The 18,180-nt window shown below is 64.8% G+C and carries 16 protein-coding genes; 11 read left to right on the forward strand and 5 right to left on the reverse strand.

Going from position 1 to position 18,180, the window contains the following annotated elements:
• The 4 genes from VGG51_04520 to radA all read right to left on the reverse strand — a co-directional run.
• A partial coding sequence (locus VGG51_04520; GenBank protein HEY1882285.1) for an aldehyde dehydrogenase family protein occupies positions 1-1,009 on the reverse strand: 1,009 nt, incomplete at its 3' end.
• Positions 1,006-3,702: a pitrilysin family protein gene (locus tag VGG51_04525; protein HEY1882286.1), complete on the reverse strand. Its 2,697-nt coding sequence runs from the start codon at positions 3,700-3,702 to the stop codon at positions 1,006-1,008. The genes VGG51_04525 and VGG51_04520, both read right to left, overlap by 4 nt.
• Positions 3,699-4,511: a glutamate formimidoyltransferase gene (gene ftcD / locus VGG51_04530; protein HEY1882287.1), complete on the reverse strand. Its 813-nt coding sequence runs from the start codon at positions 4,509-4,511 to the stop codon at positions 3,699-3,701. Before ftcD ends, VGG51_04525 begins: the two co-directional genes overlap by 4 nt.
• Positions 4,511-5,839, reverse strand: a complete 1,329-nt coding sequence (radA, locus tag VGG51_04535; protein HEY1882288.1) for a DNA repair protein RadA — start codon at positions 5,837-5,839, stop codon at positions 4,511-4,513. The genes ftcD and radA overlap by 1 nt, the downstream gene beginning before the upstream one ends.
• A gap of 68 nt (positions 5,840-5,907) precedes the next feature.
• Here radA and cmk point away from each other — a divergent pair, with 68 nt between their 5' ends.
• From cmk to thiL, 9 genes are all read left to right on the forward strand, one after another.
• Positions 5,908-6,600, forward strand: a complete 693-nt coding sequence (cmk, locus tag VGG51_04540; GenBank protein HEY1882289.1) for a (d)CMP kinase — start codon at positions 5,908-5,910, stop codon at positions 6,598-6,600.
• A gap of 8 nt (positions 6,601-6,608) precedes the next feature.
• Complete coding sequence (locus VGG51_04545; GenBank protein HEY1882290.1) at positions 6,609-7,205, forward strand: lysophospholipid acyltransferase family protein; 597 nt, start codon at positions 6,609-6,611, stop codon at positions 7,203-7,205.
• The gene (gene ispH / locus VGG51_04550) at positions 7,192-8,031 is read left to right on the forward strand and encodes a 4-hydroxy-3-methylbut-2-enyl diphosphate reductase (protein ID HEY1882291.1); all 840 of its coding nucleotides are present in this window, start codon (positions 7,192-7,194) and stop codon (positions 8,029-8,031) included. The genes VGG51_04545 and ispH overlap by 14 nt, the downstream gene beginning before the upstream one ends.
• Before the next feature lie 82 nt (positions 8,032-8,113).
• Entirely contained in the window at positions 8,114-9,010 is an 897-nt protein-coding gene (locus VGG51_04555; GenBank protein HEY1882292.1) for a polyprenyl synthetase family protein, read from the forward strand.
• Positions 9,007-12,333: a phospholipid carrier-dependent glycosyltransferase gene (locus VGG51_04560; GenBank protein HEY1882293.1), complete on the forward strand. Its 3,327-nt coding sequence runs from the start codon at positions 9,007-9,009 to the stop codon at positions 12,331-12,333. The genes VGG51_04555 and VGG51_04560 overlap by 4 nt, the downstream gene beginning before the upstream one ends.
• 16 nt (positions 12,334-12,349) lie before the next feature.
• The gene (locus VGG51_04565; GenBank protein ID HEY1882294.1) at positions 12,350-13,096 is read left to right on the forward strand and encodes a YebC/PmpR family DNA-binding transcriptional regulator; all 747 of its coding nucleotides are present in this window, start codon (positions 12,350-12,352) and stop codon (positions 13,094-13,096) included.
• Between the two features lie 74 nt (positions 13,097-13,170).
• Positions 13,171-14,148: a PASTA domain-containing protein gene (locus VGG51_04570; GenBank protein ID HEY1882295.1), complete on the forward strand. Its 978-nt coding sequence runs from the start codon at positions 13,171-13,173 to the stop codon at positions 14,146-14,148.
• Positions 14,149-14,274: 126 nt separating this feature from the next.
• A complete protein-coding gene (rpe, locus tag VGG51_04575; GenBank protein ID HEY1882296.1) occupies positions 14,275-14,928 on the forward strand; it encodes a ribulose-phosphate 3-epimerase in 654 nt (217 codons plus the stop codon).
• On the forward strand, positions 14,925-15,884 hold the full coding sequence (gene thiL, locus VGG51_04580; protein ID HEY1882297.1) for a thiamine-phosphate kinase: 960 nt from the start codon (positions 14,925-14,927) through the stop codon (positions 15,882-15,884). The genes rpe and thiL overlap by 4 nt, the downstream gene beginning before the upstream one ends.
• On the opposite strand, the gene rpmB is transcribed toward thiL, so the two are convergent.
• Entirely contained in the window at positions 15,881-16,072 is a 192-nt protein-coding gene (gene rpmB / locus VGG51_04585) for a 50S ribosomal protein L28 (protein ID HEY1882298.1), read from the reverse strand. The genes thiL and rpmB overlap by 4 nt on opposite strands.
• Positions 16,073-16,166: 94 nt before the next feature.
• On the opposite strand from rpmB, the gene plsX reads away from it, so the two are divergent.
• Both plsX and hemW read left to right on the forward strand, forming a co-directional pair.
• Positions 16,167-17,177: a phosphate acyltransferase PlsX gene (plsX, locus tag VGG51_04590; protein ID HEY1882299.1), complete on the forward strand. Its 1,011-nt coding sequence runs from the start codon at positions 16,167-16,169 to the stop codon at positions 17,175-17,177.
• A 1-nt stretch (position 17,178) separates the two neighbouring features.
• Positions 17,179-18,180: radical SAM family heme chaperone HemW (gene hemW / locus VGG51_04595; GenBank protein ID HEY1882300.1), on the forward strand; the 1,002-nt coding region annotated here is incomplete at its 3' end.

Below are 18,180 nucleotides of genomic sequence, written 5' to 3' on the forward strand. Positions count from 1 at the left end.
CGCGCCGCTCAACAAACTTGCCGCCGGTAACCAGTTGGCCGCCCGCGGAGACCGTACCGAAGACTTGCTCGTGAATCGTTTGGCGAAGATCCTCACGCGCGCAGGGGCCAAGCTGGGTGCGCTCGTCCATCGGATCGCCGACGACCTGCGCTGCGGCCTTTTCCGCGAAACGTGAGAGAAACTCGTCGTAGACTCGATCTTCGACGATGAAGCGCTTCGCGGCGATGCAGCTCTCGCCGTTATTTTGAAAGCGCGCGGTCACCGCTTTTGCAGCGGCCGCCTCGAGATCTGCATCGGCGAGCACGACGAATGCATCGGAGCCGCCCAGCTCGAGCACGCACTTTTTCAGCGCTTCGCCCGCGGCGCGCGCTACCGAGGTGCCTGCGCCTTCGCTTCCGGTCAAGGTAACCGCGGCGACGCGCCGGTCTGCGACGATCTTACCGACCTCCTTTCCCGGGACGAGCAGCGTTCCGAAGCAGCCCTCGGCTGCGCCCGCCTCGACGAAGACGCGCTCGATCTCTAAAGCGCAGCGCGTCGTGCTGGTCGCGTGCTTGAGCAGCAAAACGTTGCCGGCCATCATCGCCGGCGCCGCCGCACGAATCACCTGCCAGAACGGAAAGTTCCACGGCATGATCGCGAGCAGCGCGCCCAGCGGGCGAAACGCGACGTAGCTTCGCGTACCGGTCGACTCCGCCGGCTGCGGGGCGAGCATCGCTTCGCCGTGCTCGGCGAAGTAGTCGAGTGCCCACGCGCATTTGTCGACTTCGGCGCGCGCTTGAACGAGCGGCTTGCCCATCTCGCGCACCGCCGTCGCGGCGAGTCGTTCGCGTTCGTCGCGAAAGCGGGCCGCGACGCCCTGCAGCAGATCGGCGCGAACGTCGAACGACGTCGCGCGCCAGCCTTCGAAGGCTCGCGCCGCTGCAGCGAGCTTCGCTTCGACCCGCTCCGGGCCCATCGCCTCGATACGTTCGAGCACCTCGCCCGTCGCCGGGTCGATCGTCTCGATCATAGCGTACGCATGGCCCACGGGCCCGACGGCCCGGAGTAGACCTCAACGAGCCGGTCGGGATGCAGGTAGGCGCGCGCGACCCGCTGCACGTCGGCTGCGGTAATGCGTTCGTAGCGCTCGTTCAGCGTGCTGTAATAGTCGAGCGGCAAGCGGTTCACGGCGATGTCGAGGATCTGTTTTGCCTGGCCGGACGACGAGGCTTCCTCGAGCAGCGCGTTGCTGACGAGGCGTACCTTGGCCTCCTGCAGCTCCGTCTGCGTAACCGGGACGTCCTGCAGGCGTTTGAGCTCTTCACGCACTAGCGTCACGGCGGCGACGACTCGCTGCGGCGACGCGTTGAGCTCGACGCGCAGATCGCCGCGATCGGCATCGGCGTCCAGCGTGCTATCGACGCTGTAAACGAGGCCGCGCTTCTGCCGCAGCTCCTGCCATAGACGCGATTCGAAGGCTCCGCCTGCGCCGAGGATCTGGTTGAGCACTGCGAACGTATTGTAGTCCGTGCTCGAACGCGACATCGCCGGCTGACCAAGACGAATGTAGACCTGATTGGCGGCGGTGCCGATATAGTCGTGGCCGCTCGAAGCCGGCGGCATCGCCATTAGGTGCGGATCGGGCTTCGCGCCGCTCGCGCTCCACGTGCCGAAGCTTGCCTCGAGCGCCGTTCGAACCTGTTCGGGCGAAACGTCGCCGACCACGGCGATCGTCGTCAGATCGGGACGCCAGTATTCGGCGGCATAGCTGAGCAGATCCGCGCGAGTGATCCCTCCGACGCTCTGCGCCGTCGGCTGACGGAGGCTGGGATCCGTATCGGCCAGCAGCAGCCGGTCGTAGGCGCGGTCGATCATCACGCCCGAGATCCGCCCTTCCGATTGCAGGCTATTGGCGAGCTGCGATCTTTCGATGCTCAGCCACGGATCCTCGAAGCTCGGATGCGCTTCGCCGTCGGCCAAAATGGCGACGACGCGGTCGAAGTCGCGGACCTCGGCTTGAGCGGAGAAATCCTGACCGGTCGTCATGAATACGCCCATTTCGTCGGTGGCTTTACGGCGCTGCGCGAAGGGATAGTTCGTGCTGCCGTAATCTGCCGCCGAGGAGGCGAGCCGGATGATGCCCTCTTTACCCGCCGGTGCGAATGCCGGCGAGCTGGCGATGCTGCCTTTGATCACGACCGTCGGGCGATCGGTCTTGCGTTGGACGATGACGTGCAATCCATTGGAGAGCGTGAACTCGACGGGCGCGAGTTTGCTGCGCGCGGTGGTCGGCGCCGCGACCGATTTCGCGATCCAGCTCGGCTCGACGATCGGGCCGTTCGGAATGCGTTTGGAAAAGTCGTCGCTCGCTTCGGCGCTGCTCTTCTGCGAGCTCCCGCGCGGCGGACTCGCGTTCGGGCTCAAGTGGCCGATGACCGTCGGCTGATGCATGTAGGTCCGCGTCGCGGCAACGAGATCGGCGCCGGTGAGCGCATCGAGCCGCCGGTCCTCGTCGGAGACCCGCTCGTGTACGATGCCGTAGGTGTAGCCGGCGAGGTCGCCGATCCCGTCGATCGAGTCGGTATCAAAGAGCCGTTCGGCGATCGTCATCCGTTTGGCGGCGAGAACGAGATCGGGGTCGTAACCGTTGCTCAGAATCGAATCGATCGTCGCTTGGAAGGCCGCTTGCGCCTCGCGCGCATTGTGCCCGGGATTCAAGATGACGAAAACGTGGAGCAGGCCGCCTTTGAGCTGCGTATCGGCGTTGGCCTCGATGCCCAGCGCGATGTTGCTTTCGACGAGCGCGCGATAGAAGGGCGAGCGCTGATTCTCCAGCAGGGTCGAGAGCGTGCTGACCGCCGCCTCGCCGTGCTCGGTGTCGCCGGGGATGGCGTACGCGAAATCGACGACCTCGAACGGGAACGGAAACTCGGCTTCAACCTTGGTCGGCGAAGCCGGAACGGGATCTTTTTCGGCCCACGCTGGAAGCTTCTTCGACGGGATTGTGCCGAAGAAGCGCTGGGCCTTGGCAAAGGCCGCGGAATGGTCCACGTCGCCGGCGATCACCAGCGTCGCGTTGTTCGGCGCATACCATTCGTGGTAGTAGCGGGCAATGTCCGCGACGGTGGCTCGCGCGACGTCCTCGCGACTGCCCAGCGGTGTACGTCCGGCCGGCTGACCGGGGAAGGCCGCGGCGCGGACGCGGGCCAGAAGGTTGAAGAACGGCGAACTCGCGTCGCCGTCAATCTCGTTGAGCACCGCCAATCGTTCGATCGCCCAGTCGGAGGGGCGCAGCGACAGATGCTGCATTCGATTTGCGTCGATCGCCAGCGCGACGTCGATCTTGTCCGACGGCATCTCGAAGTAAAACTGCGTGTAGTCGTAGTTCGTCGAGCCGTTCATCTGCGCACCGAGACGCGCTACGATGTCGTCGAGTCCACCCGCCGAGATCTGCGGCGTCCCGCGAAAACTCATGTGTTCGAGCGCGTGGGCGAGACCCGTCTTCCCGGTCGTCTCCTGCAGCGATCCGAAGCCGTACCAGACCCCGGTATGGATGACCGGTGTCTGGTGGTCCTCGACGACGACGACCTTCAGCCCGTTGCGCAGCGTAGTCGCGTAAATACCAGCATCGCCGGGGCCGGTTTGGCCGATCGCCGCTTGCACCGTGCAGAGCACGATCGCGCAGAGTGCAATTCCGAATTGTGCCGTTCTACCCCTGATCAAAGTTTTGAGACTCCCAAATAGTATGCTGCGGCCGATTCGACCGCCGCGATCGGCAAGCATCCGATAAGCTCGCAGCCCAGCAGCTCGACCCCACGGCCGGCGGCGAGCTCGCGCACCAATTCTACTACGCGGTAAAGCGGCGTTGCAGCATAGTCCGTGACGTTGAGAGAAACCTGCACGCGGTCGTTTCCGCGGGGTAAGGCGATGGCCCGCAAGGAGCGCAGCCCTCCGTCGCGTTCGCGGATTGCCCGCGCGATCGCCCTGGCGACTGGGAGTTCGGCGGTGGCGAGCTCGATGTTGAACGCGATCAGAATCTCGCGCGCACCGATGGCGATCGCGCCGGCGCTGATGTGACGGCCCGAATCCCCTTCGTCGGGCGCCCATCCCGCGTTACTGCGGATAGCCGGCAACGGGCGGCGTTCCGGGCGGCGGGCCGCGGCGCCGTAATAGAAGGAAGGCACCCCGAAACGCTCCCAGATTCGGGCGCCCGCTCGATGAGCGAGAGCGGCGGCGTCTTCGATGGTTGCTCCGGCGAGCGGAACGAACGGGAGCACGTCGAGCGCCCCGATCCGGGGATGAAGGCCGCTGTGCTCGCGAAGATCTATGCGCTCGAGCGCGACGCCGGCCAAGGCGACGGCGGCGTCGAGCACCTCGGCTGCGTCACCGACGATCGTCAGGACGCTGCGATGATGCAGCTCGTCGCTGCTCCAGTTGAGCACGCGCGCGCCCGCCATTTCGACGGCGGATACGGCGGCCGCGATCGTTTCCGCGTTACGCCCCTCGGAAAGATTCGGAACGATCTCAAACATTACCCAAGTGCTTGTTGGATTGCGGCGATTACGTCGGGCGCATTCGCGGGCGAGATAATCTGCGTGTACCCGAGCTTGCGTGCCTCGGCTTCACGCCGGTCGGACGCGCCGACCGCGCGTACCTCTCCCGAGAGGCCAAGTTCCCCGAAGGCCGCAACCGCCGCCGGAATCGCCACGTTGCGGAACGACGAGGCGATAGCCAGCGCGATTCCGAGATCGGCCGCCGGTTCGGCGATGCGCAACCCGCCGGCGACCGATGCGTAGACGTCGTGCGTTCCCAGCGAAAAACCGGCTCGCCGCTCCAAAACGGCGAGGATCATCGCGAGGCGCTGCTGGTCGAGATTGTTCGCGAGCCGCCGCGCGGTGCCGTAACTGCTCTCGCCGACGAGCGCCTGGACCTCGACGAGTACTGGGCGGGAGCCGACGATCGAGGCGACGACGCACGAACCGCTGGGACGCTGCGCTCTCGCTCCCGCGAAGAGTTCCGACGGATTGGCGACTTCGCGCAGGCCCGAATCGTGCATTGAGAAAACGCAGATCTCGTCGACGGAGCCGAAACGATTCTTGTACGCGCGCAGGATTCGGTACTCGCCGCTGGTCTCGCCTTCGAAGTAGAGCACGGTATCGACGAGGTGCTCGAGCAGGCGCGGGCCGGCGATCGCGCCGTCCTTGGTGACGTGCCCGACGATGAACGTCGCGCAGCCGGTGCGCTTCGAATACTCCATTAGCGCTTGCGTGCAGTCACGAATTTGGGTGACGCTGCCGGCGTAGGCCTCGCTCTCGGGAAGCCACACCGTTTGAATCGAGTCGACGACCAGCGCGAGCGGCGCGTTGCGCTGCACGTGATCGAGTACCGCGCGCAGATTCGTCTCCGGATAAATGAGGAGGTTGCGCAAAGCCTCGCTGCGCAGCGTGCGATCTGCGCGCAGCTTGACCTGCGCGGCCGACTCCTCGCCGCAGACGTAGACGACTTCGCCGCTGCGCGATAGGCGCGCCGCGATCTGCAGAAGCAGCGTCGACTTGCCCGCACCGGGCGGCCCGCCGACGAGCGTGAGGCTGCCGGGAACGGTTCCGCCGCCCAAAACGGCGTCGAACTCCGGCATATCCATCTGCAGCCGCACCAGCGCGCTCGATTCGATTTCGGCCAGCGTCAACGGCGCCGCCGGCTGCGCTGCGGGCGGCCGTTCGTCGCGCTTGGGCGCCCGTGCGACGGTAAAAGCGCGTTCGTCGAACGAGTTCCACGCTTCGCATTGCGGGCACCGCCCAAGCCAGCGCGCCGATTCAAAGCCGCAGGCGGAACAGAAATAGATCGACCGAGTTTTTGCCAAGCTTCCTCAAAGGGTCCCGTTCTGCGAGGTGGCGGTCACCTCCGGGCGAATCGAGGGAGCGAAATAAAATGACGGGTTTGCAGATTGCCATCGACGGGCCGGCGGCTTCGGGTAAGACGACCGTTGCGCGAGCGACGGCTCGACGACTGGGCGTGCTCTATCTCGATACCGGCGCGATGTATCGAGCGTTGGCCTATCTGGCCCTGCATACCGGTACCGACGTCGACAACGGCGCCGCGCTCGCCCGTCTAGCGCACGCCTCTCCGATCGAAGTGCGGATCGACGAGTCGGCCCCGCTGGGCTTTCGCGTCACGGCGGGAGGGGAAGAACTCGACGAGCCCGCGCTCGCGAGCAGCAAAGTAACAGCGATCGTCTCGGCCGTTGCGGCGCACGCTGCGGTGCGCTCGGAGATGGTGAGGACGCAGCGCCGTATCGCGCAGGACGCCCCGGTCGTGATGGCCGGCCGCGATATCGGGACGGTCGTTCTGCCGGACGCACCCGTCAAGATCTATCTCACGGCGTCGCTCGCCGCTCGCAGCGCCCGCCGGCGGCTGCAGCTCGAGCAGGGTGGTGTCGACGTCGACGTGCGCCGGCTCGCGAAGGACCTGGAGGAGCGCGACCGTCTCGACCGGACGCGCGCGATTTCACCACTCGTAGCGGCGAAGGACGCGTACGTCATCGATTCGAGCGAGATCGACGCCCAGCACGTCGTCGACGAAATCTGCGCGATCGCCGCAAAGCTCTCCCCGGCTTCGTCCTGATCTCGCGCTTGGATTTCTACAACTTTTCCAAGTTCACGGTACGCACGGCGGCGCGGGTCCTTTTGCGCGCGAGAGTCTTTGGAACGGAGAACGTTCCGCCCGGCGGGCCGCTGATCGTCGCGTGCAATCACCTCTCCTATCTCGATCCGCCGCTGATGGCTTCCCTCTGCCCGCGACGCATCAGCTATATGGCGAAGAAGGAGCTCTTCGCGCTCCCCGTTCTCGGGACGGTAATACGCGCGCTCGGGGCCTACGCGGTCGATCGCCGGGGCAGTGCGACCGCCGCGATCAGGCGCTCGCTCTCGGTGCTGGAGGCCGGCGGGGCCGTCGGGATCTTTCCGGAGGGCACGCGGAACCCCAGCGGCGAGGTCCAGCCTCAGACAGGTGTCGCACTCTTGGCGTCGCTGGGAAAGGCGCCAGTCGTGCCCGCGTGCATCGTCGGGAGCGACCGGGCGCTGCGTTTTGCGCAAATTACGGTTGCGTTCGGCGCTCCGCTCGCCCTCGAGGCCGGCAGGAAAGCAACGCGCGAGGATTTGGCGAAGTTTACGGGAGAGGTTATGAGCGCGATCGAGCTGTTGGCTGGGAGTATTGGTGGAAATTCGTAAGGCATCCGTCCAGGGTTTTTGCTTCGGGGTTGCCATCACCGTAAAGAAAGCGGAGGAGGCGATCGCCTCGCGCGGCGACGTTACGACGCTCGGACACGTCGTGCACAACCCGCAAATGGTCGAATCGCTGGCCTCGCGTGGTCTGAAGAACGCCGCCGTCGTCGATGAAGTCGATGCGGGCGCGCTCTTCGTCCGGGCACATGGTCTTCCGGTCGATGTCTTTGAGAAGGCCAAGGCCAAGAATCTCGAGATCATCGACGCCACCTGCCCCATGGTAACGAAGATTCACGTTCAGGCGGAGAAGCTCAAAGCCGACGGCTACAAGATCGTCGTCATCGGCGATCCGAATCACCCCGAGGTCAAGGGGACGCTGAGCCACGTTCCCGGTGCGTGGTGCATCCAGAGCCCGAGCGATGTCGAAAAGCTTCCGCGCTCGAGCAAGGTCGGGGTCGTCGTGCAGTCGACCTGGTCCGGGGAAGGGTTCACCGAGATCGTGCGCGCGCTCTCGGCAAAATACTACGAAGTGCGTGCCGTCAATACGATTTGCACGGACACGCATAACCGGCAGAACGAAGCGCTTCGTTTGGCAAGAGACGTCGAAGTGATGGTCGTCGTGGGCGGAAAGACGTCGGCGAACACCAAGCACCTCGCAGATCTCTCCGAATCGCACGGTGCGCGCGCTTACCACATCGAAGGCCCCGACGAGCTGCAGCCTGACTGGTTTGCGAACGTGCACGTCGCCGGATTGATGTCGGGTGCCTCGACGCCCGGCTGGCTGGTCGATCAGGTCGAAGCGCGGATGGAGGAGCTAGCCGTTTCTGCGTAATCCGGTCGATTTTGGCGAGCGCTTCGAAAGCGCCCTCGAAGAGCGAATCGGCGGATATCGGGGATCGGAAGAGATCTCCGATATGCTTTTACGCCACTTCGGCTACGGCAGATACGGGCCGGCGCGGCGCGGCAAACGCCTGCGGCCGCAAATGGTGATGCGCGTCGCGACTTGCGAGGGGGCGCCGCTCGAACACGCGCTCGACGCCGCCGTGGCCGTCGAAATCTTTCACAACTATTCTCTGGTCCACGACGACATCGAGGATCGTGACGAACTCCGCCACGGACGCCCCACCCTTTGGAGCCAGTACGGCATCGCCGCCGCGATCAACGCCGGCGACGCGATGTGCGCGCTCAGCTTCCTGAGTCTGGAACAGGCCGCCGCGCACCTCGAAGCCGGGCGAGTCCTCGAGATGCTCGCGCTGCTGCACGAGGCGCACGCGGTGATGTGCGAAGGTCAATCGCTCGATTTGCACTTCGAATCGGAGCGCTCGGTCGATCTTCCCGCGTACTACCGAATGATCGAATGCAAGACGGCGCAGCTCTTCGATGCCTCGTGCCGCTTAGGGGCTTACGCCGCGGGCTGCGATCCGGCGGCAATCGCCGGGTACGGCGACGTCGGCCGCGCCTACGGGATGGCTTTTCAGATTCGCGACGACGTCGCCGGCATCTGGTCGACGCTCGGCGAGACCGGCAAAATGGCCGGCAGCGACATCGCGCGGCGTAAGTGGACGTTCCCGGTCGTGTGGGCGATCTCGCAGCCGCCGTGCGCGGCGCGTACCGCCGTGGTCGAGGCATATGCGAGCGGATCCTCGCTCGACGCGCCGGCGGTCGGCCGGGTCGTCGAGGCCCTTGATGAGCTGGGCGCGCGCGAGGCCGCGACGCAAACGGCTGCCGAACACGTGGGCGTGATCGAACGCCATCGCAACGGCGAACTGCGTGAATTTTTAGCCGGCACACTCGGTCTGGCCGCTGCATGACCCGCGCGCCGGCTCGCTCGAACCTGACCGTCTGGGCACTTCCCGCGCTGCTCCTGGTTGCATTCTTCGTCCGGCTGCTCTTCGTCGATAACGAAGGCTTCAAGACCGACGTCAATACCTACGTCGCGTGGGCGCTCGCACTGAGCGAGCGCGGATTCGGGAGCTTCTATTCGTCGATCGGCTTTGCCGATTATCCGCCGGGCTACTTCTACGTACTCGCCTTCGTCGGGCGAATATGGCATCTGCTCTTCGCCGCACACGACTCCGGTTACGCGGTCATGCGGGTGCTCGTAAAGATGCCCGCGATCTTCGCCGACCTGTGGGTCGGGGTGATGATCTATGCCATCGTGCGCCGTTTCGCTGCGACCAGCCTCGCGTTGGCCGCCGCGGCGATCTATCTTTTCAATCCGGCGACGATCTACATCTCCGCCTCGTGGGGCCAAGTCGACTCGATCTCGGGAGGTCTTGCCCTGCTTGCGGTCTACCTGCTGCTGCGCAGTGAAGACCCCTCGACTTCGCCACAAGCAAGCTCCGCAAATGCGATACGAAATGCGGAGATGGGCTGGATCGTCGGAGCGTGGCTCGCTTTCGGGTATTCGCTGCTGATCAAGCCGCAGGCGGCCGTATTGCTGCCGCTGATGATCGCCTTCGCGCTGGCCTCGCCGCAGCGGCGCCGCCAGCGAATCCCGGCCACCCTCGCCGGCATCGTCGCCGCGTTGCTGCTCGCGCTGCTCGTCAGCGAACCCTTCCATCCGAGCAATCCGATCGCGGCGTTTGTCTGGCTTCTCGAGCGGTACGCCTACGGCTCGAACGTCTATCCGTATAACAGCGTCAACGCGTTCAACCTCTGGGCGCTGCGCGGCACGATGTGGATACCCGACAGCCAAAGCATCCTGGGGCTGCCGCAGTATCTGTGGGGCCTTTTGCTGCTCCTTGCCGCCGTCGTCCTGATCGTTTGGCGCTATCTTCAGGACCGCAGCGCACAGGCATTGCTCGAGGCCTGCGCGATCTCGACCATCGCCTTCTTCGTCCTCTCGACGCGCATGCACGAACGCTACCTCTTCGACGGCGTGCTCTTCACGATCGTCTGCATTCCCTTCGCGCGGCGCTACCTGTGGGGTGCGATCGCGCTCTCGCTGGTGCTCTTCGCCAACCTCATTTACAGCCTGCAGTACCTGCACGCCGTTACCGCAAACGTCCCAGGGGCCAACGAGCAGAACCTCTGGGGGCCCGCCACGTCGATCCTCTCGTTCGTCACGGTTGCGACATTCTTTTGGCTCGGCTACCTCTTCTTAGGAGGTGCGGAAACCCGCACATCGGCAGAAGCGGTGAGCGCCGCGAAGCCGAAGGGCGCCGGCGCAAAAGCGCCGGCGCTTGAAGCGGCCGTCGGCTGGGCGAATCACTGGTTCGATCCGCGAGCGGGGTTGGCGACGATGCGCGCGCCGCTGGATTGGGCGATCGCGGGGGCCCTGGGCGTGGGAAACTTCGTGCTCTCTTTCGTCGGCTATTGGTGGCCGCCGGACAAGGTCTTCGACGAAATTTACTTCGCGCGCGCAGGCGAAGAGTATCTGCAGAACCTGCGGATCTATGAGAATACGCATCCGCCGCTGAGCAAGCTGCTGATCACGCTCTCGATGGCGCTCTTCGGCGGAATGCCGCACGGGCACGGGTTAGGAGGGTGGCACGGGCTCAACGCACTCGTCGGCCACCTGGGCAACGGCGACAACTCCTACGGCTGGCGTTTTCTCGACGTTGTATTCGGTGCGCTGGTCGTGATGCTGCTCTACGTCTTCGCGAAACGCGTGACCGGCTCGACGATCTTCGCCACCGTCACCGCGCTTCTGCTCAGCTTTGACGGGATGCACTTCGTGCAATCGCGCATCGCGACACCCGAAGGCTTCGTCGTCTTCTTTTCGACTCTCGCGGTCTATGCGTTCTACCGATTTTGGATCAGCTCGCAGGTTGGCGACCGCAAGAACGTCGACGTTCCGGGATGGGGGCTCGCTGCCGGTGCCGGCGGCTCGCTGGCTGCCGGACTGATCCTCGCCTTTCTCGGGCGCGTCATCTTCGGCTTCGACGCCGCGTCGACGGTCATCGTCACCCTCTACGCCGCCTGCGGAATCTATCTGCTCGTGCGCTACGTCCTCTATCCGGCGTACTTCGGCGATAAACGGCGCGAGCTTTCGTTTGGCGAGGGATCGTACGCGCTGCGCGACGCCGCCGGTGCGACGGATCTGTTCGCCGCCGACGGCGGCACGATCGACTCCCGCGGGAAGATCACGCGCGGCGCGGTCTCGGAAGCCAAGGGCGGCGTGCTTGTCTACGACGACGATCCACTGAAGATCGAGTATCGCCGCGACGGCAGCGTCAGCTACCAAACGCCCGATGGCGGCGTGCTCTACGCGCAGGATCAGATTCGCGACGCGGACACAACGGCGACCGAGAGCGGACGCTCGTCGCGGCGCTGGCTGATCTTCTTTACGGTCGCGCTGGGCCTGCTCGTGAGCAGCAAGTGGTACGGCGTGATGGGTTTCGGAGTCAGCTTCGTCGTGCTTTCGTTCGTCTGGCTGCAGCGTTTCTTTTTCAGCGGACGGCCGACGCTCTGGGGAAATCCGCGCGGTTTCCGCCTCGACGGCGCATTTGCGACGATTCTCTTCGTCAGTGCGACCGTGTACATGCTGGCTTGGGTCCCGGATCTTGCCCGCCATTCGCCCGATCCCGCAGAAATTCACAGCCTCAACGACGTCGTCTACCGGCAGTACACGATGTACGAGTATCATCACAACCTTCGCGCGACACACCCCTACTCGTCGCAGTGGTGGGAATGGCCGATCGACTACGTTCCGGTCGCGTACTTCTACCAGGACCGCCGCGCCAACACCAACGATCCCAAGGGGTGCTGCATCTACGAGATCACCTCGATGCCGAACCCCGTGATCCTCTGGTTCGGGCTCTTCGCGGTCTTTTTCGTCGGCGTGCTGGCGATACGCGAGTGGAACAAGGCGTACTGTCTGATCGTGGTGACCTATCTGCTGCAATGGCTGCCGTGGATCTTGTCGCCACGCTTGATCTTTGCGTATCACTTTTACGTCAACATCCCGCTGATCTGCCTCTGCAACGCAATCGTGCTGCAGCGATGCTGGCAGTGGTGCTTGCGCCAGCAGAACCTCCGCTGGCTCGGCGGCCTCGCGGTCGGCTCGTACGTGGCCGCGGCGGGGGTCGCTTTCATCTACTTTTACCCGATCCTCGCCGCTCACCCGATTCCGTGGGACGCCTGGCACCAGCGGATGTGGTTCCCGACCTGGATTATCGGACCGGGCTAGCGAAGGGCCAAGTGCGATGTCAGGTCACTCAAAATGGCACAATATCAAGCTGAAGAAGGGGAAGGTCGACGCCCAGCGCGGGGCGCTCTTTACCAAGCTCAGTAAAGAGCTGATCCTCGCGGCGAAGGGTGGATCGCCGGATCCTGAAGCTAACTACCGGCTGAAGATGGCCGTCGAAAAGGCCCGCGAGTTCAACATGCCGCAGGACAACATCAAGCGCGCGATTGCGCGCGCCGGGGGTCAAGGCGGCGAGCGCGAGATCGAGGAGATCCGCTACGAAGGGTACGGCCCGCACGGGCTCGCGGTGGTCGTCGACGCCGCGACCGATAACCGGAACCGGACTGCCGGCGAAATGCGCTTTCTCTTCACGCGTCACGAAGGGAGCCTCGGCGAGAGCGGCAGCGTTGCTTGGATGTTCGATCCGGTCGGCATCATCGAACTCGACCCCGCGGGTAAATCCGAAGACGCGCTGATGGAAGAAGCCCTTGTCGACGGCGTCGAAGACATCGAGTACGAAGACGACTTCGCGACGATCTTCACGCAGCCGGCACGGCTTGCCGAAGTGCGCGACGCGCTTCGCGCTCGCGCCGAACGAATCTCCGACGTCTATCTCGGCATGCGCGCGAAGACGAAGCTCGAGCTGGCCGGCGCGGGACTCGCGGCGGCGCTCGCGTTTCTCGACGCACTCGACGAGCACGAAGACGCGCAGCGCGTCTTCAGCAACCTCGATCTGAGCAAGGTGCCGCTGGAGGCGCTCACCTGAAGGAATTCCGCAGCACCTATCTTCCGCGCGAGTGGCTCTTTCCGATCGTCCTGGTCGTATTCGTTGCGATTCTCGTGTGGTTCGGGCGTCAGATCTTCGATTTTCTGATCCCCTCGTCGGCGACGGTGACCGTCCCGTCGTTTATCGGCCAGACCCTCAGCGACGCTAACGCCGAGGTCAACCGGCTGAGGCTGAGCTCGGCCGTCGTCGATCATACGATCAGCGACCGTTATCCCAAGGGCGTCATTATCATGCAGCGGCCCAATGCCGGCGATCAAGTCAGGCAAGGCCGGCAGATTTCGTTTGTAATCAGCGACGGCATCCTCGCTCGGTTGATGCCCGACTTGCGTTATCAATCGCTGCGCGAGGTTCAGCTCGATCTCTCGCGCACCCACCTCGCGCTCGGAAAGATCGCCTACGCAAAAAGCGATATCATCCCGGAAGGACACGTGATGTCGCAGCAGCCTCCGCCGCTTACGAGCGTGCACGAGGGTGATACCGTCACACTGACCGTCAGCTCGGGCGGCAAGACATCGCTGCGGGTTCCCGACTTCGTCGGCTTGACGATCGACCAGGCGCGAACGCTTGCTGCGAACGCCGGCGTCAAACTCGGCCAGGTTGTCTGGACGCCGCTCGGTAAGAATGGCCCGCAGCACGGTATGGTCGCGCGTCAGCTCCCGCCGCCCGACGCGAAGATCGCCTCGTACGACCCGGTCGCGCTGCAGGTCAGCGCCGGTCCGAATGAGTCGGGTTACATCCTTCACCAGGCGCACGTCCTCGTCTCGGTTCCGCAGCCCGACGACCCATCTAATACCGCTCAGGTCGACGTCCGTCTCGCGCTGCGGGACGCAACGGGAACCTACGATCTCTACCACGCCTTCGCCGAACCCGGGCAAAAGCTCGACTTCACCGTAACCGCAGTCGGAACGTCAGTGCTCGACATGTACGTGAACAACACGCTGGTTGGCGAAACGCGCCTGGGGCACGAACCGCCGAAGATCTACGGCAACAAACCGGCTTCTCCCAAGCCCGGCGATACGGCATCACCCTAAAGCGACGGTCCCGGGTCACCCCAAGCGACGCCCCCGTGTCCGCACCGGTGTCATCCTGAGCTTGTCGAAGGGTTGTCGAAGGACGGTCGAAGGGATTGTCATCCTGAGCCCGTCGAAGGGCGGTCGATGACGATCCTCGCGCCTTCGCTGTTATCGGCAGATTTCGCGCGCATCGCGGAGCAAATCGAGTGCGTCGAAGACGCGGGCGCAGATTATCTGCATCTCGACGTAATGGACGGGCAGTTCGTTCCGAACATAACGTGGGGCCCGAAGATCATCGGCGATCTGCGCAAGCTTTCACCCTTGACCTTCGACGCGCATTTGATGATCGTCGAGCCCGAACGCTACGTCGACGACTTCCGCGAAGCGGGCTGCGAACGGATTACGTTCCATCTCGAGGCGACGTACCACGCGCAGCGGCTTCTCGTGCACTTGCGCTCGATGGGCGTAAAAGCCGGCATCGCAATCTGTCCGCAGACGCCGGTCGGGCTGCTCCAAGATATCATCGAGGATTGCGACACCGTGCTCGTGATGAGCGTGAATCCCGGCTTCTCCGGGCAGAAATTCATTCCGCGTTCGATCGAAAAGGTGCGCGAGGCGCGCGCGCTGATCGACGGGCGCAATAGCGATTGTTTGATCGAAGTCGACGGCGGCGTCGGCGACACGAACGCCCGTGCGCTGGTCGAGGCGGGTGCGAACGCCCTCGTGATGGGCTCGACGGTCTTCGGCGCGCCCGATCCGGCGGCAGCGCTGCGCCACATTCGTTCGCTCTTGGCGTGAGCGAAGACGAGATCGTCGCGGGTATCGAGGCGCTGCTCTCGCAGGGGCGTCGCCGCGAAGCCCGGAGCCGCGTGCTGCTGGGGATCGGCGACGACGCGGCGCTCTGGCAGCCGTCGCGCTCGCACCGCAGCGTCATCTCGACCGACATGCTCGTCGAAGGCGTGCACTTCACGCGGGAAGCGATGTCGCTCGAAGACGCCGGCTGGCGCGCGATGGTTGCAAACTTGAGCGATCTCGCGGCGATGGGTGCGCGCCCGGTGCTCGCCACCGTCGCACTCGGCGTCGCGCATAAGAATGCCGCGGGCGACACGCTCGAACTCTATCGCGGAATCGCGCAGGCGGCGGATCGCTACGGCATCGCGATCGCCGGCGGCGATCTCACGCGCAGCGAGGCGTTGACGATCTCGATTGCCGTTGTGGGAGAGGTTCGTCCCTCCAACGTCAAGACGCGTTCGGGGGGGCGGCCCGGCGACGTCCTCGCGGTGACCGGCGAACTCGGAGCGGCGCGGGCCGGGCTCGAAGGCGCGCCCGATGCGCTCGAAGCATTTCGCCGACCGCACGCCCGGCTGGCGGAGGGGCGCTTCTTGGCCGCGAGCGCCAACGTCACGGCGATGATGGACTGTTCCGACGGGCTTTCGACCGACGTCTACCGCCTCTGTGCGGCCAGCGACTGCGGCGCGCGGATCGAAAACGCTCCGGTGGCACCCTCGGCCTTCGCCTTCGCGCAAAGCCGGGGCGAGAATCCGGAGCTTTTCGCGCTGGCCGGGGGTGAGGATTTCGAGCTGCTGGCGGCGATCCGGCCGCGAGCCTTCGTCTACCTAGCCGGCCGCTTTGCCAAAAGGTTCGGCCGCCCGCTGCTGCGCGTAGGGGTGCTGGAACAGGAAGAAGGCGTGCGCCAGGACGGCCAACCGCTCGAGCGGTCGGGCTGGGAGCATTTCGGAGAGAAGAGGGGCTAGGCTCGGCGGGTAACGCGCTTCGAGCGCAGACAACTCGTGCAGACGCGCGCGGTGCGGTGCACCCCGCGGTCGTCGATCCGCACGGATTGCAGGTTCGGGAGCCAGCGGCGCTTCGTCTTATTCATAGCGTGGCTGACGTTGTTTCCCGACTTGGGTCCCTTCCCGCAAACTTCACAGCGCTTGGCCATAGCCGGCAGATATTACCATGGGGCGCATGCGAACGCAAGCGCTAAATGTTGACCATAGGCAAGGATTCCCGGGGTATCCCCCAAAGAGCGCTCGGTGAATCGAGCGCGCATCGCCGTTGACGCGATGGGTGGAGACCACGCCCCCGGAGAGATCGTAGCCGGAGCCGTGCTGGCCGCCCAGGAGTTCGATGTCGAGATACTTTTGGTCGGTGACGAAGCGCGCGTACGCGCCCTTTTGGCACGCCGGAAGGGCGGCGATTCGATCACGGTCATCCACGCGCCCGAAGCGGTCGCCATGGATTCAGCGCCCTCGGTCGCCGTTCGCTCCTGCGAGCGCACCTCGCTCGGCATCGCGGTCAACCTGGTTAAGCAGGGGCAAGCCGATGCCGTCGTCTCGGCTGGGAACAGCGGCGCTTTTCTGGCGATCGCGGTCGTCAAGCTGCGAACGATCGAGGGGATCTGGCGCCCTGCGATTGCGACGGTTTGGCCCGCGCTCAACGGCCCAACCGTCCTGCTCGACTCCGGCGCCAACGTCGACTGCAAGCCGGAGTGGCTCGAGCAGTTCGGGATCATGGGATCGGCGTACTCGCGGGCGGTGCTCGGCGTTGCCGAACCGCGCGTCGCGGTGCTCTCGGTCGGCGAAGAACGAACGAAAGGCAATCAGCTCGCGCTCGAAGCGGCGCGCCTGCTCGAAGCCGCGCCCGTGCGATTTATCGGCAATGTCGAAGGCCGGGCGCTCTTCCATAACGTTGCCGACGTAATCGTCACCGACGGATTCGTCGGCAATGTCGTGCTCAAGGCCGGTGAGGGCATGATCGCCGACTTCGGGCGCGTCATGCGCGACGCGCTGCTCGGCGGAAATCTCCTGACGAAACTCGGCACGGCGATGCTCGCGCCCGCGCTCAAGCGGCTACGCAAGAAATTCGACTACGAAACCTACGGCGGCGCGCCGCTGCTAGGCTTACGCGGAAACTGTATCGTGACGCACGGACGCTCGAGCCGCAACGCGATCAAACACGCGATCGGGGCGGCCGCGCAAGAAGTCGCGCACGACGTCGTCGGAAAGATTACGGAGCTCACCGCCCCGCACCTCGCCGCGACGTAACATGCTCGGCGTTTACGTCCACCTCCCGTACTGTCCGTACCTTTGCCCCTATTGTGATTTTGCGAAATGGCCGCTTCGCGAGTCGTCGGCGCGACGGTACCTTGCCGCGCTAGAAGCGGAGATCGCGTGCGAGCCGCGCGCGACGGCGGCGACGATCTATTTCGGCGGCGGTACGCCGAATACGTACGGCGCGGAGACGATCGCCGATCTTGCCGGACGTCTCGAAGAACGCTTCGGCGCGATCGTTGAGCGCTCGATCGAACTCAATCCCGAGCTCGTCTGCGACGACGACGTGCGGCGCTACCGGCAAGCCGGCATCACCCGCCTTTCGGTCGGCGTCCAGTCCTTCGAACCCTTCGAGATTCGGACGCTCGGCCGAAAGCACTCTGTGGCGCAGGTCGAGTCGGTCGTCGACGCCGCGCGCGAAGCGGGGATCGCATCGGTCTCGCTCGATTTGATGTTCGCGGTGCCGGGCCAAACGCCGGCGAGCTGGGAACGCTCGCTGCAGCGCGCGATCGAGCTCGACGTGGATCACATCTCGGCCTACGGTCTCACCGTCGAAGAGGGAACGCCGTACGCGGCGTGGCGGGCGCGCGAGCCCGGCGTATTTTTCGACGATGCGCGCGAGGCCGAGCTCTACGCGCTGGCAATCGACACGCTCGCCGCGGCCGGCTACCGGCAGTACGAGGTCAGCAACTTCGCACGGCCCGGGCACGAATGTAAGCACAACTTGAACTATTGGGCCAATGGCGAATATATCGGTCTCGGCGTCGGCGCGGCCTCGTACCGCGGCGGCGTGCGCTCGGTGCACACCCGTACGCTGGAGGAGTACATCGATACGGCGCTATGCGGAGGCCCGATTCCTTCGGAGGGCGAGCGCCTCGTGGGCCGGCGGCGGGCGGGCGAGGCGCTGATGCTCGCCCTGCGCACCGTGCAAGGGGTTCGTCTAAGCGAATTCAAAGAGCGATACGGTATCGACGTAATCAGAGATTACGATCCCGTC

The organism is Candidatus Cybelea sp., from assembly GCA_036489315.1.
In the GTDB taxonomy this organism is placed as follows: Bacteria; Vulcanimicrobiota; Vulcanimicrobiia; order Vulcanimicrobiales; family Vulcanimicrobiaceae; genus Cybelea.